Raw genomic sequence first — 13275 nt, forward strand, 5'->3', positions numbered from 1 at the left:
GCGTGAAGACCGGCGCAGTATCGCCAGCTGGACGTCGGTCGCGTTAAGCCACTGTCGGAAACCTCCCGGTCATTTGCACGGGATTCACCTGCTGCTGCACTGCAGCGGCGCGCGCGTCTGCCCGATTGGCGCGGGTCGTCGCTGCGCAGCGGGATGCCGGTCCCAGACCAGCACAGGAGCGCGCTGTCGGGCTTACAACCCCGGCGGCAGGGTGACCAGGAAGCGCGCCCCGCCCAGTTCCTCGGAGCGGCTGACCTGCAGCTCGCCGCGGTAGCCCTTGACCAGGTCCTGCACGATCGCCAGGCCGATGCCGTGGCCATGCACGCGCTCGTCGCCGCGCACGCCGCGCTGCAGGATGTGGGCGACCTCTTCCGGCGCGATGCCGGGGCCGTCGTCCTCCACGGCGATGATCAGGCCGGCGCGGCGGCTGCCGGCGGCCGGCTCCGGCCGCACGCTCAGCAACACCCGCCGGCGTGCCCACTTGAAGGCGTTCTCGAGCAGATTGCCGAGCAGTTCCTGCAGGTCGCCGGGCTCGCCGTGGAAGCGCGCGCTCGGCTCGATGTCGAACTCGCACAGCACGCCCTTGGCGGCATAGACCTTCTCCAGGCCGCGCACGATCTCCTCGGCGTTGGGTTCGATCGGCAATGGCGCGGCGAACAGCTTGTGGCCGCTGGAGGCGGCGCGGGCCAACTGGTAGGACACCAGGTTGTTCATGCGCCGCAGCTGCACGTCCAGCTCTTCGCGCAGTTCCGGCCCCTGCGCGCCGCTGTCGAGCTGGGTGCGCAACACCGCCAGCGGCGTCTTCAGGCTGTGCGCCAGGTCGGCCAGGGTGTTGCGCTGGCGGTCCAGGTTCTCGCGCTCGCTCTCGATGAAGGCATTGATGCTGTCGGTCAGCGGCTCCAGTTCGCGCGGGTGGCGATCGCCCATGCGCAGCGCTTCGCCGCGCTGCACCTTGGTCAGTTCGTTGATCACCCGGCGCAGCGGGCGCAGGCTCCATTGCAGGATGAAGGCCTGCAGCACCAGCAGGATCAGGCCGGCGCCGCCGAGGTTGAACCACACCCGGCCGCGGAACACGCGCAGCTGCGCGCCCAGCGCGCGGGTGTCCTCCATGATGTAGATGGTGACCGGGGTTTCCTTGTCGCGGCGCACGTAGGCCAGGCCGATGCCGTAGCGGTAGACCTCGCCTTCGCTGCCGTCGATCTGGGTCATCGGCCAGGGCCCGTCGAAGGTTTCCTGGCGCGGTTCGAGCATGCCCCCGCGCGGTGGCAGCGGGCCTTCGCTGGACATCGAGATCCAACGCTCGTTGGGCATCACGATCTGCGCGTACAGGCCGCTGCCGGGCCGGTCGAAATGCGGGTCCGGCGGCGGCTTGTCGTTGTTGATGTACAGCGAACCGTCGCGGGCGACGTCGATGTTGTTGGCGTACGCGGTGGCGTAGCTCTTCAGGCGCTCGCGCAGGTTGCTCAGCGCGGTATCGGCGAAGGCCTGGTCCAGCGCGTAACCTGCCGCGGCAAGGAACGCCAGCAGGCTGAGGCTGGCGGCGAGCAGCTGGCGCGCCTGCAGCGAACGCGGGCGCCAGCGCTTGTACCACCTGGGCCGTGCCGCCACGCGGTCGCTTCCTCGGTGTGCTCGCCGGCGCCTGCGATCAGCCTTCGGTACGCGGAATCGCGAACCGGTAGCCGCGGCCGCGCACGGTCTCGATCGGCTTCAACTCGCCGTCCGGGTCCAGCTTCTTGCGCAGGCGGCCGATGAAGACTTCCAGCACATTGGAGTCGCGGTCGAAATCCTGCTGATAGATGTGCTCGGTCAGGTCGGCCTTGGAGACCAGTTCGCCGGCATGCATCATCAGGTACTCAAGCACCTTGTACTCGTAGCTGGTCAGGTCGACGTTGCTGCCGCTGACGCTGACGGTCTGCGCGGCCAGGTCCAGCGCAACCGGACCGCATTCCAGGGTCGGCTTGCTCCAGCCGGCGGCGCGGCGCAGCAGTGCATTGACGCGCGCCAGCAGCTCTTCGACGTGGAACGGCTTGACCAGGTAGTCGTCGGCGCCCTGCTTGAGGCCTTCCACCTTGTCCTGCCAGCTGGAACGCGCGGTGAGGATCAGCACCGGAAACTTCTTGCCTTCGTCGCGCAGCGCCTTGATCAACTCCATGCCCGACATCTTCGGCAGGCCCAGATCGATGATGCCCACGTCGAAGGGCACTTCGCGGCCCATGTACAGGCCTTCCTCGCCGTCCTGCGCCGCATCCACCGCAAAGCCTTCGCGCTTCAGGCGAGCGGCCAGGGTCTCTCGCAGCGGAGCTTCGTCTTCGACCAGAAGGATACGCATGAACTCTCCCTAGTAACTTACAGGTGGCCGGTGGCCGGGGCGGTGTGTGGAACCTGAACCGAACTATCCGGACTCACGGGTGATCGTCGCGTGGTGGCTCGGGAGGCTCGCCCGACCGCGGCGCCCGCGGCGGCGCCGCACGGCCAGGTTGCGGATCGTCCATGTAGCGTACCCGCCCACGGCCGTCCATGTACTTGACGCGGTTGATGTCGCGGCCATCGAACGGCACGCGCTCGGCGCCGAGAATCTGCCCGCCGGTGGAGCGCTGCACCCGGCGCACCGCGTCGGACAGCGAACTACCGCCATAGTCCCGATTACGCCCCGCATCGCGCTCCGGCGGCGCCATCACACCCGGCATGGGCGGCTGCTGCGCACGGCCGTGCCCAGCCGCGACCGACGCCAGCGCGAGCGCGAAGACAGCGGCAAAGCGGTAGTGGCGGGAAGCGGAAGAAGTCACGACGGGCATCCTAACGGACTGATCGGAAACGTTCAAAACTTGTGAAGCGCGACACCTCGCGGGAACGAAGACGACCTCGAGAAATCGAGGCAAATTCTTGATTTTTCGGGGTGAATCCGGTCTGAACTTTTCCAGACGCCCCCGGTAGCATTCAGTCAAATGAACCTGCCGAAGGCCGATGCAAGGGCCGCGCCAGGGGTCTGGAGAGGCCCTTCGGCAGGTGCTTCGCGGCGTCTCCGCAGGACCAGAGATTAGCCCCAGAAACCTGAACGGAATCCCTGAACGCCGCACAGAAGACGGCGGCGTGGCAGTCGTCGATCGAGACGCCGCATGGGTCGGCGACCGCTTGGCGACGAGAGCGATCAGGTCATCGATGCGAAAGGTGCCCCGCACCACGCGGCGGCGCCCGTCGGATCACGCCGCCGCGCGTGCCGCCCCGTCGGTGACCGCCAGCGCCCGCTCCAGCAGCGCCCAGTCCGCGCCCGGCCGGTGCGCACCTTCGCTGAGCACCTGGCGGAAGGCGCGGCCGCCGGGCTGGCCGTGGAACAGGCCGAGCAGGTGCCGGGTGATGTGCTTGAGCGCCAGGCCCTCGGCCAGACGCGCCTCGACGTAGGGGCGCAGCGCGCGCAGCAACTCGGCACGCGGGCGCAGTGCGGCGCCGGTCAGGGCCGCGTCCAGCCGGTGCAGGACGTAGGGATCGTGGTAGGCGGCGCGGCCCAGCATCACCCCATCCACCGCCTGCAACTGCGCCTGTGCCGTCTCCACCGCGGCCAGGCCGCCGTTGAGCACCACCTGCAGTTGCGGCCGCTCGCGCTTGAGCCGGTGCGCCCAGTCGTAGCGCAGCGGCGGCACCTCGCGGTTCTCCTTCGGCGACAGGCCCTGCAGCCAGGCATTGCGCGCGTGCACCACGAACAGCCCGCAGCCCGCCGCGGCGACCTTGTCGACGAAGGCCAGGAACACCGCGTAGTCGTCGTCCTGGTCCACGCCCAGCCGGCACTTCACCGTCACCGGGATGTCCACCGCCGCGACCATCGCCGCCACGCAGTCGGCGACCAGCGCCGGCTCGCGCATCAGGCAGGCACCGAAGCGCCCGGCCTGGACCCGGTCGGACGGGCAGCCGCAATTGAGGTTGATCTCGTCGTAGCCCCAGTCCTGGCCGATCCGCGCCGCCTGCGCCAGCAGCGCCGGCTCGCTGCCGCCGAGCTGCAGCGCCAGCGGATGCTCGGCCGCATCGAAATCCAGCAACCGCGCGCGATCGCCCAGCACCACCGCGTTGGCGTGCACCATCTCGGTGTACAGCCGCGCCGACGGCGCCAGCAGCCGGTGGAAGACCCGGCAGTGGCGGTCGGTCCAGTCCATCATCGGGGCGACGGACAGGCGCAGGGAGGCGGCATAGCGAAATTTTTTTCGCAGGCCCAATGGCTTGCCTTGTTTTTCGTGATCTTCAGTTCCGCTCATGATTGGTCGACTTCGAGTTCTCGGGCCTCGCTGCTACGCTGCGTGTCAGTTGGCCATGTCGCTCGGGCCACATAAATCATCGCCGGTCGTCTCCGCGAGGACGTAGCGCTAGGGTACACGGCTCAGATCCGCGTCCATCGGCGCGGGAGGTGATACACCTATCAAGACCAGGCAAGTCGGGGAAAGCCCGACCAGGGCTCTTCCGGACGCACTTGCCGTTTATATCGATACGGATATAATCATGCCCATCAAACCGATCGAATTCCTTGGAGACTCCCTGCGCAATCTTCGGGATTTTCCAGATGACGCGAAGCGAGAGGCCGGATATCAGTTGGATCGCGTGCAGCACGGATTGCAGCCCGACGACTTCAAGCCCATGCCGACGATCGGCCAAGGCGTTGAGGAAATTCGGATACGGGACAACAACGGCGCCTACCGCGTCATCTACACGGCCAGGTTGGCCGATGCGATCTACGTGCTTCATGCGTTCCAGAAGAAGACGCAGGCTACATCGAAGCAGGACATCGACCTTGCAAAGCAACGCTTCGCCCTGCTGGACAGGAAGTGACATGAACAAAAACAAGACCGAACGATTCGCCAGTGTCTGGGATGCGCTTGCCGACACCGCCCAAGAAGCGGCCAACCTCAAGGTCCGCGCCGAGCTGATGAGGAAGATCGCCTCCCTGATCCAGGAAAACGGTTGGACCCAGGCTGCTGCGGCTGAAAGATGCGGCATCACTCAGCCACGCATCAATGACCTGTTGCGTGGTCGCATCTCTCGATTCTCGCTCGACGCCTTGGTGAACATCGCTGCTTCCCTGGGCCGGCAAGTCCACGTCGAGCTTGACGCTGCCTGATCGATACCAATGACAGTGCGCACCCTCTCCAGATGGGTCGATCGCCTACTGAAGGGTTCGGTCATGATCGAATGCCCGCGCATGGAGATCCTAGGACGTGATCACGAGCCACCCGTCTTTACTGGACCAGGGCACATCAAGGTCGGCCAGGACAAGCGTATCCGCTTTGTCATGCACGGCACTCCACGTGACGGATCCGATGCCTTTAAAAGGATAGTCCTAGCCCAGAAGCATCCGCATGACATCCGGCACCAATTCAGGATCAATGCGACTGCATACGATGGAACGGAATGGTCGGGAGGGTGGACTAAGCTGACTTTGGGCGAAGAGGCAGCAAATATCTGGCAGCTATCCGGCCCCATACACAGCCTTCACACAGACTCCACAGGGTTCGGGGTCGCCAAGAAGAGCGGTGTTGAGCTGGTATTTGATCGATCTTTGCGGCTACCGATACCCATGAACATGGTCAAGACCGTGCTTCGGGGCGACAAGCAGGTCTTTTGGGCACGAAGCTCAGGCACTAAAACCATCAATGTGCTGGATGCAGAGATTGAGTTCTTCCTTTCACCTGAGCACGAACATGTCTGGGCCGTGGCGAATACCACCCAAAATTTCCCACATCCGCATCTGGAAAACTGGCTCAGCGAACCCCTGAATCTACTGCTTGGTGAAATTGTCGTGCCGAGCCTATGTGCCCGGAATTTCGGCGACGGCAGGGCCTTTATCAGGTTCCGCCCATCACCGTGGAAACCAGCAACCACGCTGACTGCCAGCATCTTGCGCGAAGATCCGCTTGGAGCCGACGAGCGCTTTTGGAACCTGTACTGCGACATCCTGACGATAGTTGCCACAGCTCGAGACGCCGATGGTCACCCAAACTTCGAGGCGCATCCACTGACTCAATACTACTGGGAGATCGTCCAAGCAAGCGGGGGCTCCAACTGGGTCCTTTGCATGACGTTGGCCAGCACGGTCGAAGGCATCGCAAAAGCGATGTTCTCTGAGACAGAGTGGAAGGCCGACTGGGCAACCAGCGAAGTCGATAGCCTGAAGCAGGTTGTCAAGGACTGGAAAGGCGATAGCAACCTTCGCAGCAGAGTCCTGGACTACCTCAATGGATTCAAGAAAAAGGGCATCGCCAAAGTTCTGAAATCGCTGGTTGAACAAGGGATTGTTACTTCTGACCAAGTCGATGCATGGAGTCGCATCCGCAATTCCTCGATGCATGGCGACATGGTTCTTCCTTGGTCGGATGAAGACCAAGAAGGTCGCATCATCAATCTGATCGAGCTCACGCACAGGCTGAGCGAGGCTTACATCAAACGCGAGTTAGGCAAAGTCACTGCATAGGCAACTTCCTAAAACTTAACCACAACGGTTACAACGCGAATTTTTCCCTTCATCCGGACAACAGACAGGCGGAGTTGCTCGGAGCCCACGAGGTTGCGAGCAGCATGCCCGCGTTGCAAAGACGCTGTCGGTCTGGAGTGCGGTCGCAGCGTATTGAGGACAGCGAGTGACTTTCGTCCGGGAAACATTCGCGCGCAACATTGGCCTGGCGCGCTGTTGTGTGCACAGATCGGCATGACGATTTCCTAGGCTGGATGAGAGTGGGATCTGGACTGCTGCACTACCCCGTTACGCCGTAATCAGGCGTATGCGTATCTGGCGATGCCTGCGATCAGGGCAACGACTCATCCATGATGTGAAACCCAACGCATCACGTGGCACCGACGCTTGACCGCCCGCCGCTTCCAGCCTATCGTGCGCTCGCCGAAGGTATTCATCGCTTCATTCGGATGAAGGGATGAATTTAAACGGGAATCCGGTGACGGCCGGCGCCGCAAGCGCCTGCCCATTCCGGAGCTGCCCCGCAGCGGTGAATGGAAACGACCTCCGTCAATGGCACTGGGCCGGCGCATGCCGGCCTGGGAAGCGACGGACAGTAGGTGCGCAGCCGGCACGGTACGCGTGTCCATCAGCCCGAATACCGGCCCCGGCCGGAGGACCGTGCGTCCTCCGATTCGACCTGGCGCCTCCGCGGGGAGGCGGCCGGACCGCGACCCGGCCTTGCGCCGCGCCGCGCCGTCCGCCTGCCCGCGCGGTACCGGTTCGCCCGCGGGGGCGAAGGTCGCTGGCGTGGCGGGCGGTCCGTGCGAACGGGACGCGCGGCGCGCGGTTCCTTCGTTCCTCAATGCCCTTGAACGCAATGAGGAAACGCAACATGACGATCGTGACCAACCTGGGCTTCCCGCGCATCGGTGCGCGGCGCGAGCTCAAGCAGGCGCTGGAACGCTACTGGCGCCGCGACATCGACGGCGCGCAACTGCAGGACACCGCACGCGAGCTGCGCCTGCGCCACTGGCAACTGCAACGCGAGGCCGGGGTGGACGTGCCGCCCAGCAACGACTTCAGCCTGTACGACGCGATGCTCGACACCGCGTTCCTGTTCGATGCGATCCCGCAACGCTACCGCGCGCTGGCCGATGCCGACCCGCTGGCCGGCTACTTCGCGATGGCCCGCGGCACGCAGGAACACGGCCTGGACCTGCACGCGCTGGAAATGACCAAGTGGTTCGACACCAACTACCACTACCTGGTGCCGGAGCTGGCGCGGCGCCAGCACTTCCGCCTGCGCGGCGACAAGCCGGTGGTGGAGTTCCTGGAAGCCAAGGCGCAGGGCATCCAGACCCGGCCGGTGCTGATCGGGCCGGTGACCTTCCTGGCGCTGTCCAAGACCGTGGACGGCAGCGACCGCTGGGCGCTGCTGGACAGCCTGCTGCCGGTGTACGCCGAACTGCTGCAACGCCTGCATGCGGCCGGCGCCGGCTGGGTGCAACTCGACGAACCGGCGCTGGTGCTGGACCTGGACGACGCCGCGCGCGCCGCCTATGAGCGTGCCTACGCCTTCCTGGCGCAAGCGCCGCGGCCGAAACTGCTGCTGACCAGCTACTTCGGCGAACTGGGCGACAACCTGGAACTGGCGATGGCGTTGCCGGTGGACGGCATCCACGTGGACCTGGTGCGTGGCGTGGCGCAGTTGGACGCGGTGCTGCAGGCGCTGCCGGCCGGCCGCGTGCTCTCCGCTGGCCTGGTCAACGGCCGCAACGTGTGGCGCACGCCGCTGGACAACGCGCTGACCCTGGCCCGCTATGCCGCCGGCCATGTCGGCCGCGAGCGGCTGTGGCTGGCGCCCTCGTGCTCGCTGCTGCACGTGCCGGTGGATCTGCAGCAGGAGACCAGGCTGGACCGCGAACTGGTCGGCTGGCTGGCCTTCGCCAGGCAGAAGCTGCAGGAACTGCGCACCCTCGCCGATGCGCTGGACGACCAGCCGCAGGCGCAGGCGGGGCTGGACGCGGCGCGCGATGCGTTGGCCAGCCGTCGCGCCTCTGCGCGCGTGCACCGCGCCGAGGTGGCGCGGCGGGTGGACGCGCTGACCGACGACGCCGGCCGTCGGCAATCGCCGTATGCGCAGCGCCGGCAGGCACAGCAGGCGGCGCTGCGGCTGCCGCTGTATCCGACCACCACGATCGGCTCGTTCCCGCAGACCGAGCAGGTGCGGCAGGCGCGTGCGCAGCACAAGGCCGGCAAACTCGACGATGCCGCGTACGACGCGTTCCTGGCCGCCGAGACCGAACGCTGCGTGCGTGCGCAGGAGCAACTGGGCCTGGACGTGCTGGTGCACGGCGAGTTCGAGCGCAACGACATGGTCGAATACTTCGGCGAGCAGCTGGACGGCTTCGCCTTCACCCGTCACGGCTGGGTGCAGAGCTACGGCTCGCGCTGCGTGAAGCCGCCGATCATCTACGGCGACGTGCAGCGCCCGGCGCCGATGACGCTGCGCTGGACCACCTACGCGCAGTCGCTGACCGAGCGGCCGATGAAGGGCATGCTGACCGGGCCGGTGACGGTGCTGCAGTGGTCGTTCGTGCGCGACGACCAGGAGCGCGCGCAGACCTGCCGGCAGATCGCGCTGGCACTGCGCGACGAGGTGCGCGACCTGGAGGCGGCCTGCATCGGCGTGATCCAGATCGACGAGCCAGCGATCCGCGAAGGCCTGCCGCTGCGCCGCGCCGACTGGCAGGCGTACCTGGACTGGGCGGTGCAGTGCTTCCGCATCGCCGCGGCCGGGGTGCGCGACGCCACGCAGATCCATACCCACATGTGCTACTCGGAGTTCAACGACATCATCGAGGCGGTGGCGGCGATGGACGCGGACGTGATCTCGATCGAGACCTCGCGCTCGCGCATGGAACTGCTCGATGCCTTCGTGCGCTTCCGCTACCCGAACGCGATCGGGCCGGGCGTGTACGACATCCACTCGCCACGCGTGCCGAGCACGCAGGAGATGGTGGCGTTGTTGGAGAAGGCGCGTGCGGTGCTGGATCCGCAGCAACTGTGGGTCAATCCGGATTGCGGGCTGAAGACCCGAGGCTGGGCGGAAACCCGCAACGCGCTGCAGGCGATGGTGGCGGCGGCGCAGCAGTTGCGCAGCCAGCACGCGCAGGCGGCGTGACCTGGCGATGCCCGGCGCCACGTGCGCCGGGCATCGCGATGGTTGCAGCATGTCCGGCATCCCAGTTCGGCGTGCATTGCTGCATTGCGTCTTTGTCCGGCAATGTGCGCTGGCTATAACCACAGGCGAACGCGTGGCGAGGGGGCGCTGCGTCCTCGCCGACGTGCTGCCGGCGGCGCACGGCGTCGCGGTTCCGGCATGTGCGTCTGCTTCTCAGCACCGCCAGGGAGAGCGCGTCATGCCGAAGCTGTCGAACCTGTCCGCCGTCTGCGTCCTGTGTCTCGTCGTCCCCGCCGCCGCACTGCACGCGGCCGAACTGATTCCCAAACAATTGGCCGGACCGCCCGAGGAGTTCGCGCAGATGCGCGCGCCCGCCCCGGCGGAAGCGGCGATCCTGTCCAAGAGCGCGTTGCTGCCGGTGGAATTCTCCGCCGCGCGCAGCAGTGGCCCGGCGCAATGGCAGACCACCCTGCCGGTGGAGAACGGCAAGCTGCGCTTCGTGGTGCTGTCCGGCGAACACGATTGGCAACCGCGCCTGAGCGCACCGGCCACGGCCAGCGCACGCATGGGCACCGCCGCCGCCACGCCGATGCTCGCGCCCAGCGCCAAGGCCACCCAACTTGGCGCCGGCGGCGCCGCGCTGCCGGCCCGCGAGTACCACGTGGACAGCGCCGCCAACGGCGACTGGACCCTGACCCTGCAGGCCGATGGCAGCAACACGGCGCAGCGCGGCTATGTGCTGATGGAAGGCGACCCGCGCACGCAACTGGCGTCCTATCCCAGCGACCGCGCGCAACTGCAGCGCGGCCAGCGCATCGGCCTGACCGCGCTGCTCGGCGGCATCGATGCGCAGGGCGGCGTATCGCTGGCGCGCAGCGCCGGCAGCGGCCGCATCGACACCGCACAGCTGCGCGTGATCGCGCCGGACGGTTCCGTCAGCCAATGGCCGATGGCCGACGACGGCCGCCACGGCGACGGCGCCGCGGGCGATGGCGTGTATGCCGGCGAGTTCCCGGCGACGGCCACCGGCACCTACATCGCACAGGTGGTGGTGCACGGCCACGACGCCGGCGGCCAGGCCTTCGTGCGCACCAGCGAGCACGTGCTGCCGGTGCTGGACACTACCTTGCGCATCACCGCCGACGCGGTCGCCGCCAGCGCCCAGCCCGGCACCCGCCTGATCCTGCCGATCCCGGTGCGCATCGGCGGCGGCCAGGCGCCGGCGCATTACCGCGTGCTCGGCGAGCTGTGGGGCACCGGCCGCGACGGCAGCGCGGTGCCGGTGGCCTGGCTCGGCGGCATGCTCGCGCCGCAGGACGGACGCCTGCCGCTGAGCGTGGACGAACGCTGGATCGCCCGCGCCGGCGCGCGTGCACCGTTCACCCTGCGCAACCTGCGCGTGGAGGATCCGGACAACTTCGTGCCGCTGGCCACGCGCGCGACGTTGCCGCTGACCCTGCCGGCACTGCGTCGCAGCAGCGTGGCGCGCAGCACCGGCGCGATCGACGAGAGCATGCGCATGGGCGAGCGCCCGGCGCAGCTGAGCACCGCCGCCACCGACATGCAGGCGCAGGCCACCGGCAAGCGCCTGGTGCTGGTGCACGGCTATTGCTCGGGCGGGGTGTGGCCGGTGGCGCAGTTCACCAATGCCTCCGCGTTCCTGGACGTCAACCAGAACCGCAGCAACGACCAGTTCGCGCAGCGCCTGGCGCAGTTCGGCAGCCAGTGGAACTCGTTCGGCACGGTGGCGCACAGCCAGGGCGGCATGGCCGCGCTACACCTGTACGTCTACTACTGGAGCGGCCTGGACAACGCCAGCGGCGGGCGGGTGATGCAGTCGGTGGGCACGCCCTACCAGGGCACCAACCTGGCCGGCATCCTGGCCACGGTGGGCTCGTGGTTCGGTGTGGGCTGCGGCACCAACAACGACCTGACCTACGACGGCGCCAAGGCCTGGCTGGCCGGCATCCCCAACTCGGCGCGGGCGCTGGTGAACTACTACACCACCTCCTTCGCCAAGACCAACTGGTACACCAACGACTACTGCAATGCGGCCTCGGACCTGGTGCTGAGCGACCCGGAGGACGGCACCGTGGAGCAGGTCAACGGCCAGCTGCCCGGCGGCGTCAACCGCGGCCACACCACCGGCCAGTGCCACACCACCGGCATGCGCGATCCGGCGCAGTACCTGGACGCCAGCCGCAACGCGACGATGAACGCCAACGCGGCGCGTTGAGGGCTGGGAATGGGGAATCGGGAATGGGAATCGGCAGAGCGAACGCCGCGCTGCGGCTGCTGATGGTGCCCTTCCCTATTCCCGACCCCCATTCCCCGCTTCATCGGAAATGCCACGGTGCAGTGACTGGAGAGCGGCGATGATCGTCGATGCAGACGGTCGGCGCCGCGACCATGGATTAGGGCAAGCGGGTGCTTAGCCGCTGTTGCTGTTGCTGCTCCCCATTCCCGATTCCCGAATCTCCACTCCCCGCCTCAGCGAAATACCACCGTGCGATGCCCGTTGAGCAGGATGCGATGCTCGACGTGGCGGCGCACGGCGCGGGCCAGCACCTGCGACTCGGTGTCGCTGCCCAGCCGCACCAGTTCGCGCGGGGTCATGGCGTGGTCCACGCGGGCCACGTCCTGCTCGATGATCGGGCCTTCGTCCAGATCGCCGGTGACGTAGTGCGCGGTGGCACCGATGATCTTGACCCCGCGTGCGTGCGCCTGGTGGTACGGCTGCGCGCCCTTGAAGCTGGGCAGGAAGCTGTGGTGGATGTTGATCGCGCGTCCGGCCAGCGCCGCGCACAGCGTCGGCGACAGGATCTGCATGTAGCGGGCCAGCACCACCAGATCGATGCGTTCGCGTTCGACCAGCGCCAGCAGCTGCGCCTCCTGTTCGGCGCGGTTGGCGGCACTCACCGGCAGGTGGTGGAACGGCACGCCGTAGGACCCGGCCAGCGCGGCGAAGTCGGGATGGTTGGAGGCCACCGCGGCGATGTCCACCCGCAACTGCCGGCTGTGCGCGCGAAACAGCAGATCGTTGAGGCAGTGGCCCTGCTTGCTGACCAGCACCAACAGGCGCGCGCGGCGGCGCGCGTCGTGCAGTTGCCAGTCCATCGCGTAGTCGGCGGCCAGCGGCTCCAACTGCAGCTTCACCGCGGCGACGATGCCGTCGGCGGGTACGTCGAAGTGCACCCGAAGGAAGAAGCGGCCGCTTTCCTCGTCGCCGAACTGCTGCGCATCGAGGATGTTGCAGCCGTGCTCGAACAGCAGGCCGCTGACGCGGAAGACGATGCCGGTACGGTCCGGGCAGGACAGGGTCAGGATGTAGTCGGGGCGCATCCGGCGATGATAGGGGAAAGACGGGGATTCGGGATTCGGGACAGTCCGTCTCTGGAACGTGGTGAGGCAACTGTCATGCAGCGACGGCGGACAAAGTCCGCTGTGCATCCGATCTTGCACGACGTCGGGACTGAAGTCCCTCCCACAGTGCAGTCCCTGACCGTGCCGGTGCTGCAGTGTGGGCGCGGCCTCAACCAGGACGGTGAGAAGAGGCCACGCCATCCAGCCGCAGCCAGCTTTTCCTTCTCCCTCCGGGACCATGGCCCCCTTTTTGGAGAAGGTGCCCCGAAGGGGCGGATGAGGGTCTGGGCGGAGC

At 67.0% G+C, this 13275-nt stretch carries 10 protein-coding genes and 1 riboswitch; of the genes, 5 read left to right on the top strand and 5 right to left on the bottom strand.

All coding sequences use genetic code 11. The annotated features are described in order from the left end of the window. Positions 1-192: 192 nt before the first annotated feature. The 4 genes from SLW55_RS05635 to dusA all read right to left on the bottom strand — a co-directional run bounded on the left by SLW55_RS05635 (position 193) and on the right by dusA (position 4244). On the bottom strand, positions 193-1563 hold the full coding sequence (locus SLW55_RS05635) for a sensor histidine kinase (RefSeq protein WP_320744884.1): 1371 nt from the start codon (positions 1561-1563) through the stop codon (positions 193-195). A gap of 82 nt (positions 1564-1645) precedes the next feature. Continuing rightward, positions 1646-2329, bottom strand: a complete 684-nt coding sequence (locus SLW55_RS05640) for a response regulator transcription factor (protein WP_003469280.1) — start codon at positions 2327-2329, stop codon at positions 1646-1648. Between the two features lie 73 nt (positions 2330-2402). After that, a complete protein-coding gene (locus SLW55_RS05645; RefSeq protein WP_039726258.1) occupies positions 2403-2786 on the bottom strand; it encodes a hypothetical protein in 384 nt (127 codons plus the stop codon). A 414-nt stretch (positions 2787-3200) separates the two neighbouring features. After that, positions 3201-4244, bottom strand: a complete 1044-nt coding sequence (gene dusA, locus SLW55_RS05650) for a tRNA dihydrouridine(20/20a) synthase DusA (RefSeq protein WP_152236658.1) — start codon at positions 4242-4244, stop codon at positions 3201-3203. Positions 4245-4482: 238 nt separating this feature from the next. On the opposite strand from dusA, the gene SLW55_RS05655 reads away from it, so the two are divergent. The 5 genes from SLW55_RS05655 (at position 4483) to SLW55_RS05675 (ending at position 11853) form a co-directional block, all read left to right on the top strand. After that, positions 4483-4812 carry a type II toxin-antitoxin system RelE/ParE family toxin gene (locus tag SLW55_RS05655; protein WP_226978545.1) on the top strand — a complete coding sequence of 110 codons (330 nt, stop codon included), beginning with the start codon at positions 4483-4485 and terminating at the stop codon, positions 4810-4812. Position 4813: 1 nt separating this feature from the next. Next, positions 4814-5101, top strand: coding sequence for an XRE family transcriptional regulator (locus tag SLW55_RS05660; protein ID WP_148827261.1), 288 nt, complete (start codon positions 4814-4816; stop codon positions 5099-5101). 63 nt (positions 5102-5164) lie between these two features. Further along, positions 5165-6451, top strand: coding sequence for a hypothetical protein (locus SLW55_RS05665; RefSeq protein WP_152236659.1), 1287 nt, complete (start codon positions 5165-5167; stop codon positions 6449-6451). Between the two features lie 410 nt (positions 6452-6861). Then, a riboswitch (cobalamin riboswitch) is annotated at positions 6862-7115 on the top strand. 210 nt (positions 7116-7325) lie between these two features. After that, on the top strand, positions 7326-9617 hold the full coding sequence (gene metE, locus SLW55_RS05670; protein ID WP_320744796.1) for a 5-methyltetrahydropteroyltriglutamate--homocysteine S-methyltransferase: 2292 nt from the start codon (positions 7326-7328) through the stop codon (positions 9615-9617). A gap of 238 nt (positions 9618-9855) precedes the next feature. Beyond that, entirely contained in the window at positions 9856-11853 is a 1998-nt protein-coding gene (locus SLW55_RS05675) for a choice-of-anchor X domain-containing protein (protein WP_320744797.1), read from the top strand. A 254-nt stretch (positions 11854-12107) separates the two neighbouring features. Here SLW55_RS05675 and purU read toward each other — a convergent pair whose 3' ends face one another. Next, complete coding sequence (purU, locus tag SLW55_RS05680; RefSeq protein WP_017911840.1) at positions 12108-12959, bottom strand: formyltetrahydrofolate deformylase; 852 nt, start codon at positions 12957-12959, stop codon at positions 12108-12110. Between the last annotated feature and the right edge of the window lie 316 nt (positions 12960-13275).

This window comes from Xanthomonas sp. LF06-19 (genome assembly GCF_034105425.1).
Classification (GTDB): Bacteria; Pseudomonadota; Gammaproteobacteria; order Xanthomonadales; family Xanthomonadaceae; genus Xanthomonas_A; species Xanthomonas_A sontii.

Excerpts from the sequence above, each read along its gene's own strand:
- SLW55_RS05640 (WP_003469280.1), bottom strand. The coding sequence starts at position 2,329 with ATGCGTATCCTTCTGGTCGAAGACGAAGCTCCGCTGCGAGAGACCCTG.
- dusA (WP_152236658.1), bottom strand. The coding sequence starts at position 4,244 with ATGAGCGGAACTGAAGATCACGAAAAACAAGGCAAGCCATTGGGCCTG.
- SLW55_RS05660 (WP_148827261.1), top strand. The coding sequence starts at position 4,814 with ATGAACAAAAACAAGACCGAACGATTCGCCAGTGTCTGGGATGCGCTT.
- SLW55_RS05665 (WP_152236659.1), top strand. The coding sequence starts at position 5,165 with ATGATCGAATGCCCGCGCATGGAGATCCTAGGACGTGATCACGAGCCA.
- metE (WP_320744796.1), top strand. The coding sequence starts at position 7,326 with ATGACGATCGTGACCAACCTGGGCTTCCCGCGCATCGGTGCGCGGCGC.
- SLW55_RS05675 (WP_320744797.1), top strand. The coding sequence starts at position 9,856 with ATGCCGAAGCTGTCGAACCTGTCCGCCGTCTGCGTCCTGTGTCTCGTC.
- purU (WP_017911840.1), bottom strand. The coding sequence starts at position 12,959 with ATGCGCCCCGACTACATCCTGACCCTGTCCTGCCCGGACCGTACCGGC.